Here is a 16,107-nt window from a genome sequence, read left to right on the forward strand (position 1 = left end):
CCCGGCCGCACCGGGCGGGCCGCGCGGCGGACGCGCTAGCGGCGGAGGCGACAGCGGCCCGCTTCGTCGTGGCGATCGGTGCCCTTGCCGGGTGTCGCGAGCGAGATCGGTTAGGCCAGAGAGGACGGCAGGTTGACGGATATCTGTCGTCGCGCTGGCGGCCGGGCTACCCCGATGAGGGAAAATGGCTTGTGGCTGGAGCTGACCTGATCGTGCTGGCCGCTGCGTCTGTCCCGGCAGCGGAGGTGCGTATCGGAGTCGTGCGCGAAGGCCCAGAGTTCACGGCCGGCTCAACGGGTCGACGGTCGGGCAACAGGCAGCCGGGAGAAGCCTCGACGGTGGGCAGGGCACGCCCACCGTCATCCCCGGCACGACACCCATCCGCACTGGTTTCTGACGCGACCGGACAGTGATCCCGTGCGCCGTGGTTCTCGTCAGCCGTTGTGGATGGTAGCGGCTGTTCTGGTACCGCTTTTCATCGCCTTCGTGACCAATCTGGTCACGAACGGCATCGACGTCATGGAGGGCCGCGGAAGGGCCGTTCTTGTTGCGACGCTGGCGGCGCTGGTGGTGGGTGCCGTCGTTGTGGAGTCGAAGAAGGCCGCACCTACTGGCCACAGCGCGGCCAGCGCAGCAGATCTGTTCTCCTACCAGGTCGCCCAGCAGTGGGCGGAGGAGGCCGAACGTAGAGGTGTCCTGCCAGTGCCGCTCCGGATCCGCTGGTCGTCAACCGCACGGCCGGTTTCCGCTAGCCCTGGCGTTGTCCTCGGCGGGACGACGGACACCGAATGGCGGGAGACTCCACTGAGCGGTGTCAGCGACGACATCGTTGATCTGTTCACGACGCTGCCACACCGGCAACTGGTCATCATTGGCGGTCCTGGCGCCGGCAAGACCGCCACCTCGATCATGATTGCTCTTAGCGTCATCCGGCGGCGCCGCTCTGGTGATCGGGTACCGGTGATCGTACCGGCGTACCTCTGGACGCCTCGACAGGAGTCCTTTGACGTCTTCCTGTCCCGCTACCTGCAGGATGAGTATCCGTTTCTTGCTGGCATGGCCCCGGACGGCGTCACCTTGTCGGAGACTCTGATCGTCGCGCAACTTGTCCTGCCGATCGTCGATGGCCTCGATGAGCTTCCGTTCGACCAGCAGGCACGTGCCGTAACGGAGCTGGACCGACTGTCCGCAGTCGGACAGCCGCTCGTCCTGACCTGCCGCAGCCGCGAGTACGAGAGGATCGTCAAGACGCAGGACGCGATACTGTCCCGGGCGGCGGTCATCGAACTACAAGACATCGAGATCGAAGCCGTCGTCGCATACCTTTCCCATCCCGGCCCGAGCAGCGAGCGATGGAAGGATGTGTTCGAAGAGCTACGGCGAAATCCACAGGGGCCGGCCGCACGCGCCCTGTCGACGCCACTGCTGCTGACGTTGGCCGGGTACGGTTATCAACAGACGAGCGCCGAGCCGTCTGATCTCCTGCGATTTGCGACGAGATCGGAGCTCACCGAACATCTGATCAACCGTTTCGTACGCAGCCAGTATGAATCACCGCGACCCAGACCGATGTTCAAAGACGGCCCTCCTGTCCGCTACGCCGTGGACGATGCCCATCGGTGGCTTCTTACCCTTGCGGCGCAGACGCGCACGCACGGTTTCAACAGCTTCGAGTGGTGGCAGCTTACGGTTGATCCGCAGACACGCCGCCCCATCCCCCGGCGCCTGAAGCGAATCGCCCTTACGGTGGCGCTAGCGCTGGGCGCCGGCTCCGGAGCGGCGATTTCCGCTATCACCAGCACGGATCACTGGCCGCTAATCGGCTCGGGATCATTGTACGCGTTCGTTTCGGCGTCATTGGCGATCGGCAGGGCATATGGGGACTTCTGGCCCACCCCGTATCCGCCCAGGAGAAAGCACGGAAGCAATTCGACAGACGAGCGCTTTTCGCGGTTCATGACCGGCTGGCCAACCCTGTCGTGGCCGCTGGCGATCGCGCTTTATGCCGGACATGTCGACCGGGCGGAACATTCATCCGCAGCACTCCTGGTCACCCTGTTCTTTGCCTGCGGGCCGCTGTCTGGACTCGCGGTGGCCTACATTCCCACCTGGACGCCTTTCCGACTCAAGAAGCACGCCAGAAGCCCTTTGCGTCCACTCCGCTCGAGCCTCACAAACGCCCTCCTCGCCGCAACGCAGTGGGGTTCCATCGGAACAGTGCTGACTCTGTCGATTCTCGCGCTCACGCCGAGCGACGTCACGTTCCACTCCGGAGTGTGGTGGTGGGCCATCGGGGCCGGGGTGTGGTGGGCCATCGGGGCGTCATTCAGCACGGGCGCGCTGGCGTGGCTCAGGTTTCGCCTCGCCCATTGGGGTCTCGCGCGTCGCGGACTCCTACCCTGGAAGCTGTCGGAGTTTCTGAGCGATGCGACCAACCGCGGTGTGTTGCGGCGAACAGGCTCGATACTCCAGTTCCGGCACGCACTGGTGCAGCTTCAGTTGGCACGCCAGGCGTTTTCCGAAGCAAGTGCCACACCGGCCCCACCGGAACGTCCCATTGACGAGGCGGTCTCCAGGCCGGCCACCGGCACCCGGCCGCGAGACATCAGCGAGCTTCGTTCCCTGGCCATGGCCGACCGCGACCCTTTCGTTCACCAGTACATTGAGCATCTCGTCGCGACAAGAGATCTCGATACGCTCCGACACTTGTCCAACAGAACTCCCAAGAAGAGATTGCATCGGGCAGCACGTGAACAATTCGCGAAACTGCTTGCCGAATTGGGGCTTTTCGACGAGCTACGCGAACGTGCGTACCTGATGTACGGCGATACAGAAGGTGGCCCGACCTTTCCGCTCGATGAAGATTCGGGGTATGTCTACAGCTCCCTCGCCGCGAGGCGGGGAGATGTCGAGGAATTGCGGAAACTCTACCGCGCGGGCATCGGTGACTCCTTTCGGCAACTTCCCGCATTACTCGCCGCCACAAACGCGCACGACGAACTGCGTGAACTGGCCGCCTCGGGCTCGGCCGAAGCGATGTCGCATCTGGCCGATTTGTTGATCTCGGATGGCGAGCTAGAAGAGGCAGCGATGATACTGCGGGAGCTGCTGGAGATGACCACCGTCAAGCGCGACTACCTTCGCGCCAGCGTCCGACTCGCCGACATCCTGTGCGACATCGGATATGTCGAGGACGCGATCGCCCTACTTCAGGCAAGTGCTGATGCGGGCGACGCCGAGGCCACAAACCGCCTGAACGATCTGACTTGACCGGGCCGAACCGGCAACCTGCACGGGTACGCCGACGGATGGCCCGCTGCCTCCCGCGTTCGAGCACGAGACAGCGTCCGGCAGATCCCACCCCACCCCACGGTCAGTCGGCCACCGCGCCCGCCGCCCGGCCCTCGTGCAGGGTCAGGTTGCGGCCGGTGTTCGGGTCGAACAGGTGGATCTTCTCCAGGTTGAACCAGACCCGGTGGTTCCCGCCCTCGCGGACGGCCGACTCGGCCGACAGCCGGGTGACCAGGCTCGCGCCCCCGCCGGTGAAGTCGGCGCCGGCGTCGGCGGCCAGCTCCTCCAGCTCGGCGGCGCTGGCCCGCTCGCCCTCGACGCCGAAGTAGACGTACTTGTCGGAGCCCATCGACTCGACGATCTCCACCGGCGCCTCGAACTCCATGCCCCGGCGGCGGGTGTCGTCGTCGATCAGCGCGGCGTCCTCGAAGTGCTCCGGGCGGATGCCGAGGATCAGCTCGCGCGGTGCGTCCGCGCCCTCGAGCTGGCGGCGGACCCGGTCGCCGATCGGCACGTCACCGAGCGCCGTCCGCAGCGAGCCGTCCTGCACGGCCGCGTGCAGGAAGTTCATGGCCGGCGAGCCGATGAACCCGGCGACGAAGAGGTTGCGCGGGTGGTCGTACAGCTCCTGCGGCGGGCCGACCTGCTGCACCGCGCCGCCCCGCATGATGACCACCCGGTCGCCGAGGGTCATCGCCTCGGTCTGGTCGTGGGTCACGTACACGGTCGTGGTGCCGAGCTGCTTCTGCAGGCGGGACACGACCGTCCGCATCTGCACCCGCAGCTTGGCGTCCAGGTTGGACAGCGGCTCGTCCATGAGGAACGCCTTGGGCTGGCGGACGATCGCCCGCCCCATCGCCACCCGCTGCCGCTGGCCGCCGGAGAGGTTGGCCGGCTTCCGGTCCAGCAGCGGGGTGAGCTCCAGGACCTTCGCCGCCTCCTCCACCTTCTGGTTGATGGTCTCCCGGTCCAGCTTCGCCAGGCGCAGCGGGAACGCCATGTTCTCCCGGACGGTCATGTTCGGGTAGAGGGCGTACGACTGGAACACCATCGCGATGTCCCGGTCCCGGGGAGCCTTGTCGTTGACCCGCTCCCCGCCGATGCGCAGCTCACCGGAGCTGATGTCCTCCAGGCCCGCGATCATGTTGAGGGTGGTGGACTTCCCGCAGCCGGACGGGCCCACCAGGATCACGAACTCGCCGTCGGCGATCTCCAGGTCGACGTCCTGCACCGCGACGGTGCCGTCCGGGAACTTCTTGCTCACCTTGTCGAGCACGATGTCAGCCACGACTACCACCTATCCCTTGACTGCGCCGGAGGTCAGGCCGGAGACGATGCGGCGCTGGAAGAAGAGCACGAACAGGATGATCGGAATGGTGATCACCACGGCGGCGGCGCAGATCGCCCCGGTGGGGTCCTCGAACTGCGACTCGCCGGTGAAGAACGACAGCGCGACCGGCACCGTACGGGCCCGTTCGGTGGAGGTCAGCGTGATGGCGAACAGGAAGTCGTTCCAGCAGAAGATGAAGACCAGGATCGCCGTGGTGAACAGCCCCGGCGCGGCCAGCGGCGCGATGACCCGGCGGAACGCCTGGCCCTGCGTGGCGCCGTCCATCTTCGCCGCCTTCTCCAGGTCCCACGGGATCTGCTTGAAGAACGCCGACAGCGTGTAGATCGCCAGCGGCAGGGCGAACGTGATGTACGGCAGGATCAGGCCGGGCCAGGTGTCGAAGAGGCCGAGCTGCCGCTCGATCTCGAACAGCGGCGACACCAGCGACACCTGCGGGAACATCGCGATCAGCAGCGACACGCCGACGAGCAGCCTCTTGCCGGGGAAGTCCAGCCGCGAGATCGCGTACGCGGCCATCGCACCGAGCACGACCGCGACCAGGGTCGCGATCAGCGCGATGCCGATGGAGTTGACCAGGGCACGGACGAACTGGTCGGTCTGGAAGATCGTCCGGTAGTTGTCCAGCGTCCACTCGCGCGGGATGAACTTCCCGTCGGTGAGCGTGGCCGGGGTCTTGAACGACAGCGACGCGATCCAGAGCACCGGGATCAGCGCGAAGACGACCACGATGACGTCGAGCAGTCCCCAGCGCAGCTTGGCCTTGGTGGTGGTGTCCGCCATGTCAGCGCCTCTCCCCGTCGTCGCTGCCGGGGGCAGCGGTACCGAACAGCTTCACGAAGACGAAGGCGATGATCGCCACGGTGATGAAGATCAGCACCGACATCGTGGACCCGATGCCGAGGTTCAGGCCCCGGATCAGGTTGTTGTAGGCGATCATCGACACCGACGACGTCTCGTTCGCCCCCGACGTGAGGATGTAGATGTTGTCGAAGACCCGGAACGCGTCCAGCGTGCGGAACAGCAGGGCGACCAGGATCGCCGGCTTCATGACCGGCAGCATCACCTTGGTGAAGCGCTGCCAGGCCGTCGCCCCGTCGGTGGAGGCCGCCTTCAGCAGGTCGTCCGGCACCAGGGCCAGGCCGGCCATCAGCAGCAGCGCCATGAACGGCGTGGTCTTCCAGATCTCGGCGAGCATGATGATCGCCAGCGAGCTGGCCCGCTCGGTGAGCGGTGCGCTGCCGTCGAAGAGGTTCGCCAGGTAGCCGGTGCCGGGCGTCCACGCGTACCGCCAGGAGAAGGCGGCGACGACCGTGACGATCCCGTACGGGATCAGCGCCGCGGTCCGGACGATCCCCCGGCCGACCAGCGTCCGGTGCATGACCAGCGCCAGCCCCATGCCGAGGACCAGCTCGACGGCGACCGTGACGACGGTGATCAGCATGGTCACGCCGAACGCCGTCCACCAGAACTCGTTGGTCAGCACGGTCACGTAGTTCTCCAGCCCGATGAACTCGCGCTGGTCCGGAAAGCGCAGGTCGAAGCGCTGCATCGACAGCCAGACCGAGTAGAGGATCGGGTACGCCGTCACCAGCAGCATGACCAGCGCGGCCGGCGCGCAGAGCAGCCAGCCGAGCCGCCGCTCGGCGCGCTTGTTCTCGCTCAGCGGGGCCCTGCGGCGGCTGGCCCGCTGCGCGGGCACGGCCGCGTGCCGCCCGGTACGGGCGGCGGTCTCCTCGGTGGTCACGTCCGCGCCCGCCGGTGTGGCATTGATGCTCACGGCAGCACCCCCTTCGACTCCAGCGCGTCCGCGATGGCGTCGCGCAGCTCGTTCGCGGTCTGCTCCGGCCGGATCGCCGACGGCGGCGAGAGGATCGCCGAGGTCACCGTGGAGATGCTCTGGTACGCCGGCGTCAGCGGACGCACCGCCGGGTCCTTCAGCTCCTCGAGGATCGTGTCCTTCATCGGGTACGCCTCGGTCATCTCCGGGTCGTCGTAGACGCCCTCGATGGTCGGCGGCACACCGTCGTTGATCGCGGAGAACTTCTGGTTCTTCTCGTTACGGATGCACTTCGCGGCCTCGAAGGACTCCTCCGGGTGCTCCGAGTACGCGCTGACGGCCATGTTCACCCCGCCGATCGTGACCTTGCTCGGGGTGCCCTCGTCGACGCCCGGGATCCGCGCCCAGCCCACCTGCTTCGCGAGGTCCGGGTTCGCCTCCTGCATCGCCGGGTAGACGAACGGCCAGTTCACCTGGAAGGCGCCGTTGCCGGACTGGAACTCCAGCCGGACCGGGTCCTCCGTGGCGTTGCTGAACGACGGCGACGCCACGCCCGACGTGGCGAAGCGCCGGAGCTGGTCGAGGGCTCGCACCGTCCCCTCGTCCATCACCGCCTCGGTGCCGTCCTCGTTGAGGATCCGCCCGCCGGCGCTCTCGGCCAGGGTGTTGTAGAGGACGACCAGGCCCTCGTACTGCGCGCCCATGGTCAGCACCTGGTACGGCTTGCCCTGCTCCTTCAGCTGCTGGGCCAGCGAGATCATCTGGTCCCACGTCGTCGGCGGTTCCGGCACCAGGTCCTTGCGGTACCAGAGCAGCTGCACGTTGGTGTTCTTCGGCGCCGCGTAGAGCCGGTCCTCGTACCGGGCGGTCTCCAGCGGGCCCTCCAGGGTGCCCCGCTCGGCCTCGGCCCTGTTCTCGCCGGTCCACTCGAGGATCCAGTCCGCGCTGGCGAACTCCTGGGTCCAGGTGACGTCGAGGCCGAGGACGTCCATGCCGGTGTCCTCGGCGGCGAGCCGGCGCACCATCTGCACCCGCTGCTCGTCGGCCTGCCGGGGCAGCACCCGGTAGACGATCTTGTACCGCCCCTGCGCCTGCGCGTTGCAGTCGTCGACGACCTTCTGCAGGTTCTGCTCCGGCGGGTAGTACAGGTTGATCGTGGGCGTACCACCGTCTCCACCGGTCCCGCAGGCGGCCATGGGCGCCGCCATCGCCAGCGCCGCGGCGGCGGCGACCGCGCGGGCGCGGGGTCCACGCCGCCGTCGGGCCTGGTCAGAGTCGCTCATCACCCCTCCCCTCCTTCTCGGCCAAAGCCGGGGGAAGGCTCCGTGCCCCGGCGCACGGCGAGACGGACGGGGCGCCGACCAGACAGTGCGTCGCGCCCCGGGCGTTTCGTGGCCCCAACACTGCCCGACCTGCGAAGTTCCGAAACCTGACGGCAACCGGAGCGCCACGGTCCGTCCCGATGTGGCGCACATCACCAGCCTGCGGGTCGCGGCGGACGCCCTTACGCTCGCCCGATGGACGTCACCTTCTTCTTCGACCCCGCCTGCCCCTGGACCTGGCGTACGTCCCGCTGGCTGGTGACCGTCGCCGACGCCCGCAACCTGCGCATCGAGTGGCGGGCGTTCAGCCTGGCCATCCTCAACGACGGCAGGATCCCGCCGCAGTACGCCGACGCGATGACCGCCGCGAGCCGGGCGCTGCGCCTGGTGGAGGCGCTACGCGCCGAGGGGCGGCACGACGACGTGGGCCGCTTCTACGCCGAGTGGGGCGCGCGCACGCACGACGCCGGCAACCCGCCGGGCCCGAAGGTCGTGGACGCGGCCGTCGAGGCGGCCGGGCTCGGCGCGGCGGCGCCGGCCCTCGACGACGAGCGGTGGGACGAGCCGGTACGCGAGTCGCACGCGCTCGCGTACGCGTCGGCGGGCCCGGACATCGGCTCGCCGGTGCTGATGGTGCCCGGCGCCGACCGCGGCCTGCACGGGCCGATCCTCACCGAGGTGCCCGGCACCGACGACGCCCTGACCATCTGGGACTGCACCGTCCCGCTGATGCGCCTGCCGACCTTCCACGAACTGAAGCGCGGCCGCCACTGACCAGAGATCCTCACAACGTCAAGGGAAGTTGCCCGGCGGCGGGCCGGACGGCGAGCGACGCGGGCGGCGGGGCCGGGGCGTGCGGGGTGGGGCGAGGTGGGAGTTCATGCGCGCATGATCGCGCGGTTCAAGGATCTGTGCCTGGATGCGGCCGACCCCGGGAGGCTGGGCGGGTTCTGGGGGCGGGTGCTCGACGCGGAGATCGACTGGTGGGTGCTCGCGGACCCGGAGGGCAACCTGTTCTGCGCGTTCGCGGCGCGGGAGGACAGCCGGCCCGGCCCGTTCGAGCTGGTGGTCGACACGGCCGACCCGGCAGCCCAGGCCAGGTGGTGGGCCGGCGTCGTCGGTGGCACCGTCGAGACCGAGAAGGGGTACGCGTCCATCGTCGGTGCGGCCGGTTTCCCGTGGGAGTACTGGGTGTTCGACCCGGTGCCGGAGGGGAAACCTGACGAACCAACAACCGATTCACCCATCCCTGCGGCGGCCCAACCGGTTGCACGCCGATATTCGCATGGCGACGGGAGAATCGCGCCGAGTTCGTCGCGCCATTTGGTCGCCCGAACTGCACCCGCACTTGAGCAGGCAGAAGGGCGGCCCCGGTCCCTCGCGGGAGGTATCCGGGGCCGCGCGGTGGTCACAGCGTGGCGTGACTCGTTTCCTGCTGAGCGGTGCGCCGCAGCGCCCCCGACATCTCATCGACGTCCAGCCCGGCGAGGTAGTCGAGTATCAGCGACCGCACGCCCTCGATGGTTTCTGGCATCTTCGCGGGATCAAGCCCTGATGGCGGGATGACGGCACGGAAGCGGGAATCGTTGATCGCACTCCCGATCAGCCGCTCGGCGATCCACAGCGGCACGCGCTCCTTCAACACGAAGGTCAGGTGCACGCTGGCCCCGGCGGACTTGCGCGAGTGCGGATTGTGCACCCAGCCCCTCGGCAGTACGAGGACATCCCCGGCGGTCAGCTCGACCGTCTGGTCCGGGCCGGACTCCTGCCACTGCTTGACCCACTCGTCCTGCCAGAGGCTCGTCGACATCGCATGGTCACGGTACGGCGACGCGACCACGGGCTCGAACAGCTCCCAGGTCTTCGACCCCTCCAGTTGCACGACGATCCCAAGGTACTGGTCCCAGTGATAATCAAGCCCCTGGGTGCCGCCCGGCGTGATGAACGCCGTGACGTATCCCGTGCAGCCGGTCTCCGACTGGATGCCCGCGCAGATGGCGCTCAACGGGGGGTGCCAGCGGTTCAGCTCCCGTAGCTGGATCGTGCAGCCCTGGTCGAGTAGGAGCTGCACGGAGGCCGGCACCACTCGGTCATCGGCGGTGAATCTGGCCGGGTGTAACCCTTCACCCTTGTGGAAGACGTTGACGTAATCGCTCGGCGCGCAGCCGGCGGCGAGGAACCCCCGAATCGTCTGGGCGGTGATCGTCCGGCCAATCGGGCTGTTGTCCGGCAGGGTCAGTGTGTAGGGGCGTTCGGGCCACTCCTTGAGGACGGCGGCGGCGCCGTCGCATCCGAGGAGCATTTCGAGGGACATGGGATCTCCCAGTGTCGAAGGTCAGTTCGGCGGGAGGGGGCATGGCGTCCGAGTGTGATGGCGGTGCGGGCAGCAGATCACCGCGAACACGGCGACCCTGTTGGCGCTCAGGCTCACGGTGTAGTGCCAGATGGAGTCGGCTCCGCCTTCAAGCTCGGTGCGTGTGTGCTCCAGGCGTGCCGCCTTGTCCAGGTAGTCGAGCGTTGGGTCGGGCGGCTGCTGGGCGTACGTGGCGGCCAACCAGTCCAGCGCGCCCTGCACGTCGGTCCAGGTCAGCTGCCGCTTCGTCTGGTCGCGGCGCAGCAGGTAGTGGCCGGTTTCCAGCGGCGGCGACGTCGCGCGGATGAACGCAGCCGTCTCCGGGTCGCCGGGATTCCGGCCGGGCCGCCGTTCGTGGTCGTGCTCCCGCCCGAAGAATTGGTGCGGGCCCGTCCACGGACCGTAGCCGTGCCAGTGATGCCCAGTCGTCATTGCTCCCCCTGAATGGAGGGCTGGCCGCGCGGCAGCGCGCGGCCAGCCCGGGCCGATCAGATTTCGCCGGCCTGGTACGCGGCGAAGAAGTTGTCCAGCTCCTTGCGGGTGAACCGCAGCGACGGTGAGTCGGCGCCCAGCTTCGAGTCGCCGATGATGACGGCGTCGGGGTTGCCCGGCAGGATGGCGGCGGCGACGCAGCTCTCCATCGTGTTCGTGATGCCGCCTCCGCAGAGCTTCCGCAGGTTCACGCCGGAGGCGTCGACCGCGTACAGGTCATCCTGGCCTTGATCCATGAGACGATCTCCTCTCAGGGGTACTGCTGTGCGGGGATTCGGTCCCCGCGCCGGTGGTGCACCTTCACCCCGGCCTGGTCGTCTGCTTTCCACGGGAGGCGATCAGGCCGGGCGCCTCGGGGTGCGAGCCTGCCGGTTGGGTGTTTCAGGTGGGCCTCGACTCACCGGCTGACCCGCTGCGTTCAGTGAATTTCAGGAAGCGGTCGGTCAGGTCGACCGGGTTGCTCGGGTTGAGCTGGCTGAGCTGGTCACGCGCCTCGGCCATCTGCTGGGAGAGGTAGACCATCAGGCCAGGTCGGTTACCCCGGTACTCCACGAGCAGGGACAGCCGGGCGGGTTGGCAGGGCCATTCCGCGCCGCACCCCCGGCACCGCCAGAGCGGACGCATCGGTTCATGGGGAATCACCCGGCGGACCGTCACGGTCGGCGCCCTCCGTTCGCCCGGAACTCCTGGGCCGGCGTCAGCCTGCCGGCCCGGCCGTGGTCGAGGCGTGCCCGCGAACAGAGTCGCGGGCCTGTCATGGCGCATGGCTTGCTCCTTTGGCCCGAGGCGGGTCAGATGGCAACGGTGCGGCCAAGGGGCTCCCACACCCGACTTCGATAGCGACGACACAGCGGCACCGCACCACACCCACGGTTGTCTAAGCCGGCCCTGACCGGACACCCGGCGCGTTCAGGAACTGCTCTGGCACCGATCTCCCCGTGCCACACGGAAGATCGAGGAATGCAGGCAGCAGGATCATGCTCGTATGGTCAGACGGCTCCGTGCTGTTGCAGCTACGGGACGACCACCCGCCGACCAACGCGAACCGCTGGGGCATACCCGGTGGACTTGTCAACTCCGGCGAAGCACCACAAGATGCCGCCCGCCGCGAGCTGCACGAAGAGACCGGCCTATCCATCGACGGCGAGCTAGCCCCTCTTCTGGTCGGGTATCACCGGCCGACCGAAGGCTCACCGCTTACGTGTACTGCGCCGCCACAAACGCCAACCCAGATGACATCGTGTAGGCGAAAGGCGCTCCATGGATTTCATACCCGCAGGCAAGCTCCCCGAGCTTGACCTTGCCGACAACGCCGCAGCCGACAACGCCGCACCTGTCCTGCTCGACTTCGTATCCTCGGCACTTCCGCCGTCTGGCTACTGCCGCCATGTTGTAGCAACGCCGCCGAGGCGCAGCTCCGCCGGCAGCCCGCCATGTGCTACGGCGATTGCATCGACGCCCGAGCTGGACGTTTTGATCATCCCTACGTTGATGACAGCGGACTGTAGCCCGCTGATCGGCGGGTTTCGTACCGGAAGGTGCCTACTGAGGGTATTTCCCTGCGCCACGGGGAATGGCGGTCAGCCGTACGCACGTATGGTGCTTGGCGTGACCGACGTGACTTACTCGCGCCTCAACGCCGATGCGGCCGCCGCCTTGATGGATCAGTTGTGCGAGGTCTACGCCGACGCCTACGGCGAAGTTCCCGGTGAGGACACCAACGTCAAGGCCGACGCTTTCCGCGACCGGGCCACCGGTGCGCTGGGTGCCCGCAACTTCGAGTTGGTCACGGCTCGGGTCGGTGACGAGTTGGTCGGGTTCGTCTTCGGCTACAGCCTGCGGCAGGAGCGCGACTGGTTCGCCGGGCTCGACCCGGCTCCGGAGCCGGGGTTCACCGACGAGCGTGGTGGTGAGCGAACCGTGGTCCTGGCTGAGATCGAGGTACGCAAAGGGTGGCAGGGCAAGGGAATCGGGCGGGGCTTGCACGACACGTTCCTCGGCGGCCGTCGCGAGGAACGTGCCACGCTGACGGCCAACCCGGCCGCGACCGCCACCCACGCACTCTATGCGGGGTGGGGCTGGCAGCGTGTGGGCACCATCCCCGGACGGCCCGGCGCCTACTACCGCGAGTACGCCATGTTCGTGCGCCCGCTTCCGCTAGCCGACCGGAGTTGACCGGTAGGCACGGATCGCCTGATCGAGTGCCCGCACCGCCCGCGTCCGCTTCCACGGGTCGAGGCTGCGGCGCAGCTCCTGCACCCGCTGCTCGATGCGGCGCGTCGAGTTCACTGAGGTCAGCTCCACGACCTCGGTGATGGTCTGGCAGGCCAGGCCGAGGTTCTGCTGCCGGGCGAACGCCTCCGCACGAAACAGCAGCCGGAACGACCGTTCGTGCAGGTTGCCCTGGTCGCTGAGCCTCAGTGCCTTGTCGGCCGCCGCGAGCACCTGGTCGGCACCGCGGAACTTCAACGCGTTCTGTGCGCTGGTGCTCCAGAAGAACGACTCGTCGTAGAAGTACCACCACGACTGGCGCGGGCCTTGGCCGGTCAGCGCCGCTTGCAGAGCGGCGTACTCCCGGTCGAGGGCGTCTCTCGACCGATCCGCTTGGCCGTCCGCCGTCAGCGCCCGCACGGCCACGTCGGCGGCGTAGGCGCGAGCATACGGGCTGCCGCTCTGCTCGGCCCATGCAGCGGCGGCGACAGCATGGTCGATACCGACGCGAGGCTTCCCCTGCCACGTGGCCAGGTGGCTCATCGTGCACAGGATGTAGGTCACCAGCTCCACGGCGCGCGCCTCGTGCGCGGCGGCCCGCGCATCGTCGTAGAACCGTTGCGCCGAGCCGTAATCGCCCATGTTGAAGCACAGCCAGCCGGTCAGCTGGGTCAGCTCGGCGTATGCGGCCACCGCGCGGTCGCGCTGCGTGCCGTTGGGGGCGGCCTTGGCTTGCTGTTCGGCGACACGTCGGTAGGCCAACGCGCTGGGCAGCGCCGTGCTCGCGCCGAGCACGTCGCCCTGCTTGCGAAGGTTGGGCATCATGGCCTCGCAGTGCGCCAGCGTGGCCGGGTCGAACCTGCCGAGATCCTGCGCCGGGGCGGCGCTGGCTGGTTCCGCCAAGCCCGCCAGCTCCGTCAGCGGCGCTGCCATGGCGGCAGCCAGCGCGGCAGCCAGTTTGCCCAGCATGTCCCTGCGGGCCGGGGAGTGCGGTGTCCGTTGCATCCACATGACGATGACCTGCGCCAATTCTCCGAAGTCGACCTCCTCGGGCAGGCGGTACAGGCCGGTGGCGTTCGCTTGTGACGGAGCACTCGCCTCCGCACCGGGGCGCCGGCCGAGCAGGTCGCGAAGCAGGGTCTCCGCCTCGCTCGGCACCATGATTTCACCCGCAACGGTGCTGGTCGTACCCCGAGGCACTGCCAAAGTCGCCCCGGCCGCCGAGTCAAGGTGACGGAAGCTCGGCAGGTCGGCCAGCAGATCGGCCACGCTGCATTCGTAGATCTCGGCAAGCCGCACGAGGTTGTCGTGTGACGGCGAGTATCCGCCCTTGCCCGGCCAGATCTCCCAGTACGAGAAGGACTTGAAGGTCTTGGGCTCGTCCGGCCAGCGGCGGTTCCACTCCTCGGCTGCCTGCGCCTGGCTCCATCCCCGCACCGACCGAAACGCCACACGAGGATTGAGCCGGAACCGCGTCTGGAAGACCTCGGCCGCCTCAACCCAGGTCTTGCCCGCCGAACGCAACTCGGCAGCCAAGCGTGCCTGCTGCCGGCGCATGCTCTCCGACCGTCCCTCCGCCATCCCACCCCCCACGATCAGCGACACGCATCGACGCTTACCTGCCAAACGGTACGCATCCAACCCGGACCACGGAACTTCCCCGTGACACGGGAAACGACGCCCCGGCATCTCCCGATAACGCCGGGTAGCCACCGGTGCGATGTGTAGATGATCGTGGATGCGCAACACCGGCCCTGCCACTATCCGCAGGCAAACCGGCGGACCGCCCTGGCCGGACGTGACGACGCCTCCGTCCGGCTGGGTGCACCGCACTTGCGGGATAGGGCGCTGAGCAGATCGAAACCTTGGAGGTGAGGACGGGTCCATGGTCGTCATGATCGAGACGGACAAGCCCGGCACGGACGAAGCCGATGCGAGGCGGATCCTGCTGATACACCGCGCCGCGCCGGACGGACTGTGCGCCGGGTGCTTGGAGTTCACGTGCACGTTGGCTCGGTTCCCGTGCACGCAGGCCCGGTGGGCGCTGAAGGTGACCGGTAACAAGGCGGCGGGCGGCCGGTCGTGAAAGCGCTGCACGCGCCAGTTCTTGCCGTGTACAGCGAGCCCCGTGAGCGGATCTACCGGGCGCTGCTAGCGGCGCCGGGGCGGGGGTGGCGGGTCAGTCAGTTGGCCGAGCAGGTGCCGGATGTGTCGGTGGAAGCGGTCCGCACGACCGTTTACCTGCTTCTCGGGGACCGGTTGGTCGACGTGCTGCCACGCCGGCGGAGTCTGACGTGGCGGCTCAACGATGAAGGCCGCACGACGGTCGAGCAGATCACGAGCGGATGGCAGCGCTCGCGTGAGACCGGCAGGGCCGAGTCGTGAGCGGAGTACGGGCGACGTTTGCGGCGCAGGCGCTAGCAGGGCCGGAGGCCGCGCGCCAGGTGATCGACCAGCATCTTCGCTCCGACGTCGGTGGCCGGTGCCTGGCGTGCGGGGAGTTGGAGCCGTGCCCCCAGCGGGACACCGCCCACGCGGTGCTGTTCGGCCACGCGCGGCAGCTTCCCCGCCGCCGCCCGATGGAGCTGATCGGGACGCGTGCCGACTTCGCCGGGCCCGGCGCTTCGACGTTCGATGCCTTCGGCCAGGCGGAGTGACTGGCTCGACCGCCGACACAGCCAGCTCGGCAGGCCCGTACAGGCCCGGCGGGGTGGGCTGACTGGTAACCCCTGAAGGGGTGCTCGTTTGGGCGGGCTGCTATCCGTGGTCTGGGTGGGGTGGCAGGCCGGAGGTTGTGAGCGAACGCGACGCCGTGGACATGCCTGCCGCTGTAGCCGCGCCCGTCTCCGATGATGGGGCGCAGGCACGGCGGTTGGCCGCTCCTGGGCCTGGCCGGTCCTGTTCATGCTGCCCTCAGTGCTGCGCGAGCAGCACTGGCACGACCGGCTGTCCACCGCCTACCAGCGGCGGCCTCCCGCGATCATCGCCACCACCGCCGCTGACTACCTCACCCACACCGGCAAGACTCCCGCCGAGGACGTGTGGCAGGTCTTCGGCAACACCAGCCCACGACAGCGACTCATCGACCTGCCCTACACCGACCCCGACCACGACGCCCAATGGAGACCTGCCACGCCCCGATAGGGGCCGATCAGAGCCGGACGCACACCACAGGCTCGCCGCGCCGCACCAGGCGGCCCGGCACGACGCGCCCACCGAGAGCACAGAACGGAGAACCCCATGCACGCACACGTCGACCACCGCCTGATACGCGATCACGTGGAGCCACATGGCCGAAGACCTCCCGGCC

17 protein-coding genes and 1 pseudogene are annotated in these 16,107 nt (G+C 68.2%); 9 read left to right on the plus strand and 9 right to left on the minus strand.

Features of this window, described 5'->3' with window-relative positions:
* Positions 1-486: 486 nt before the first annotated feature.
* Positions 487-3,270 (plus strand): NACHT domain-containing protein, encoded by a 2,784-nt coding sequence (locus tag HCJ94_RS25295; RefSeq protein ID WP_168003543.1) that lies wholly within the window; start codon positions 487-489, stop codon positions 3,268-3,270.
* A gap of 103 nt (positions 3,271-3,373) precedes the next feature.
* On the opposite strand, the gene HCJ94_RS25300 is transcribed toward HCJ94_RS25295, so the two are convergent.
* The 4 genes from HCJ94_RS25300 to HCJ94_RS25315 are packed head-to-tail and all read right to left on the minus strand — an operon-like array spanning position 3,374 to position 7,702.
* The gene (locus HCJ94_RS25300; RefSeq protein WP_168003544.1) at positions 3,374-4,579 is read right to left on the minus strand and encodes an ABC transporter ATP-binding protein; all 1,206 of its coding nucleotides are present in this window, start codon (positions 4,577-4,579) and stop codon (positions 3,374-3,376) included.
* A 9-nt stretch (positions 4,580-4,588) separates the two neighbouring features.
* Positions 4,589-5,422 carry a carbohydrate ABC transporter permease gene (locus HCJ94_RS25305; RefSeq protein ID WP_168003545.1) on the minus strand — a complete coding sequence of 278 codons (834 nt, stop codon included), beginning with the start codon at positions 5,420-5,422 and terminating at the stop codon, positions 4,589-4,591.
* A 1-nt stretch (position 5,423) separates the two neighbouring features.
* Positions 5,424-6,419 carry a carbohydrate ABC transporter permease gene (locus HCJ94_RS25310; RefSeq protein ID WP_168003546.1) on the minus strand — a complete coding sequence of 332 codons (996 nt, stop codon included), beginning with the start codon at positions 6,417-6,419 and terminating at the stop codon, positions 5,424-5,426.
* Positions 6,416-7,702 carry an ABC transporter substrate-binding protein gene (locus tag HCJ94_RS25315; RefSeq protein WP_168003547.1) on the minus strand — a complete coding sequence of 429 codons (1,287 nt, stop codon included), beginning with the start codon at positions 7,700-7,702 and terminating at the stop codon, positions 6,416-6,418. The genes HCJ94_RS25310 and HCJ94_RS25315 overlap by 4 nt, the downstream gene beginning before the upstream one ends.
* Before the next feature lie 234 nt (positions 7,703-7,936).
* Between HCJ94_RS25315 and HCJ94_RS25320 the strand changes: the two genes are divergently transcribed.
* A complete protein-coding gene (locus HCJ94_RS25320; protein WP_168003548.1) occupies positions 7,937-8,515 on the plus strand; it encodes a DsbA family protein in 579 nt (192 codons plus the stop codon).
* 114 nt (positions 8,516-8,629) lie between these two features.
* Positions 8,630-8,998: pseudogene (locus HCJ94_RS31570) on the plus strand (VOC family protein); the annotation flags it as partial.
* A gap of 151 nt (positions 8,999-9,149) precedes the next feature.
* Here the strand turns inward: HCJ94_RS31570 and HCJ94_RS25325 are convergent.
* The 4 genes from HCJ94_RS25325 to HCJ94_RS25340 form a co-directional block, all read right to left on the minus strand.
* Positions 9,150-10,055: a JmjC domain-containing protein gene (locus HCJ94_RS25325; RefSeq protein ID WP_240944508.1), complete on the minus strand. Its 906-nt coding sequence runs from the start codon at positions 10,053-10,055 to the stop codon at positions 9,150-9,152.
* Positions 10,056-10,076: 21 nt separating this feature from the next.
* Positions 10,077-10,526 carry a hypothetical protein gene (locus tag HCJ94_RS25330; RefSeq protein WP_168003549.1) on the minus strand — a complete coding sequence of 150 codons (450 nt, stop codon included), beginning with the start codon at positions 10,524-10,526 and terminating at the stop codon, positions 10,077-10,079.
* Positions 10,527-10,582: 56 nt separating this feature from the next.
* Positions 10,583-10,822, minus strand: coding sequence for a DUF397 domain-containing protein (locus HCJ94_RS25335; protein WP_168003550.1), 240 nt, complete (start codon positions 10,820-10,822; stop codon positions 10,583-10,585).
* 145 nt (positions 10,823-10,967) lie between these two features.
* Positions 10,968-11,210, minus strand: coding sequence for a flavin reductase (locus tag HCJ94_RS25340; protein WP_205801895.1), 243 nt, complete (start codon positions 11,208-11,210; stop codon positions 10,968-10,970).
* Positions 11,211-11,563: 353 nt separating this feature from the next.
* Between HCJ94_RS25340 and HCJ94_RS25345 the strand changes: the two genes are divergently transcribed.
* Together HCJ94_RS25345 and HCJ94_RS25350 are read left to right on the plus strand one after the other, a co-directional pair.
* Complete coding sequence (locus tag HCJ94_RS25345; RefSeq protein WP_168003552.1) at positions 11,564-11,884, plus strand: NUDIX domain-containing protein; 321 nt, start codon at positions 11,564-11,566, stop codon at positions 11,882-11,884.
* A gap of 310 nt (positions 11,885-12,194) precedes the next feature.
* The gene (locus HCJ94_RS25350) at positions 12,195-12,761 is read left to right on the plus strand and encodes a GNAT family N-acetyltransferase (protein ID WP_309227427.1); all 567 of its coding nucleotides are present in this window, start codon (positions 12,195-12,197) and stop codon (positions 12,759-12,761) included.
* Here HCJ94_RS25350 and HCJ94_RS25355 read toward each other — a convergent pair.
* Positions 12,744-14,402, minus strand: a complete 1,659-nt coding sequence (locus HCJ94_RS25355; protein WP_168003554.1) for an NsdA family TPR-like regulatory protein — start codon at positions 14,400-14,402, stop codon at positions 12,744-12,746. The genes HCJ94_RS25350 and HCJ94_RS25355 overlap by 18 nt on opposite strands.
* A gap of 280 nt (positions 14,403-14,682) precedes the next feature.
* On the opposite strand from HCJ94_RS25355, the gene HCJ94_RS25360 reads away from it, so the two are divergent.
* The 4 genes from HCJ94_RS25360 to HCJ94_RS25375 all read left to right on the plus strand — a co-directional run bounded on the left by HCJ94_RS25360 (position 14,683) and on the right by HCJ94_RS25375 (position 15,941).
* Entirely contained in the window at positions 14,683-14,883 is a 201-nt protein-coding gene (locus HCJ94_RS25360; protein ID WP_168003555.1) for a hypothetical protein, read from the plus strand.
* The gene (locus tag HCJ94_RS25365) at positions 14,880-15,182 is read left to right on the plus strand and encodes a hypothetical protein (protein WP_168003556.1); all 303 of its coding nucleotides are present in this window, start codon (positions 14,880-14,882) and stop codon (positions 15,180-15,182) included. The genes HCJ94_RS25360 and HCJ94_RS25365 overlap by 4 nt, the downstream gene beginning before the upstream one ends.
* The gene (locus tag HCJ94_RS25370; protein WP_018792982.1) at positions 15,179-15,454 is read left to right on the plus strand and encodes a hypothetical protein; all 276 of its coding nucleotides are present in this window, start codon (positions 15,179-15,181) and stop codon (positions 15,452-15,454) included. The genes HCJ94_RS25365 and HCJ94_RS25370 overlap by 4 nt, the downstream gene beginning before the upstream one ends.
* Before the next feature lie 247 nt (positions 15,455-15,701).
* Complete coding sequence (locus HCJ94_RS25375; protein WP_168003557.1) at positions 15,702-15,941, plus strand: hypothetical protein; 240 nt, start codon at positions 15,702-15,704, stop codon at positions 15,939-15,941.
* Positions 15,942-16,107: the final 166 nt, after the last annotated feature.

It is taken from the genome of Micromonospora thermarum (genome assembly GCF_012034245.1).
Lineage (GTDB): Bacteria > Actinomycetota > Actinomycetes > Mycobacteriales > Micromonosporaceae > Micromonospora > Micromonospora thermarum.

Bases quoted from the DNA above. Each gene is read 5' to 3' on its own strand.
- HCJ94_RS25330 (WP_168003549.1), bottom strand. From the start codon at position 10,526: ATGACGACTGGGCATCACTGGCACGGCTACGGTCCGTGGACGGGCCCG.
- HCJ94_RS25375 (WP_168003557.1), top strand. From the start codon at position 15,702: ATGCTGCCCTCAGTGCTGCGCGAGCAGCACTGGCACGACCGGCTGTCC.
- HCJ94_RS25305 (WP_168003545.1), bottom strand. From the start codon at position 5,422: ATGGCGGACACCACCACCAAGGCCAAGCTGCGCTGGGGACTGCTCGAC.
- HCJ94_RS25320 (WP_168003548.1), top strand. From the start codon at position 7,937: ATGGACGTCACCTTCTTCTTCGACCCCGCCTGCCCCTGGACCTGGCGT.
- HCJ94_RS25315 (WP_168003547.1), bottom strand. From the start codon at position 7,702: ATGAGCGACTCTGACCAGGCCCGACGGCGGCGTGGACCCCGCGCCCGC.
- HCJ94_RS25325 (WP_240944508.1), bottom strand. From the start codon at position 10,055: ATGTCCCTCGAAATGCTCCTCGGATGCGACGGCGCCGCCGCCGTCCTC.
- HCJ94_RS25345 (WP_168003552.1), top strand. From the start codon at position 11,564: ATGCTCGTATGGTCAGACGGCTCCGTGCTGTTGCAGCTACGGGACGAC.
- HCJ94_RS25340 (WP_205801895.1), bottom strand. From the start codon at position 11,210: ATGCGTCCGCTCTGGCGGTGCCGGGGGTGCGGCGCGGAATGGCCCTGC.
- HCJ94_RS25360 (WP_168003555.1), top strand. From the start codon at position 14,683: ATGGTCGTCATGATCGAGACGGACAAGCCCGGCACGGACGAAGCCGAT.
- HCJ94_RS25335 (WP_168003550.1), bottom strand. From the start codon at position 10,822: ATGGATCAAGGCCAGGATGACCTGTACGCGGTCGACGCCTCCGGCGTG.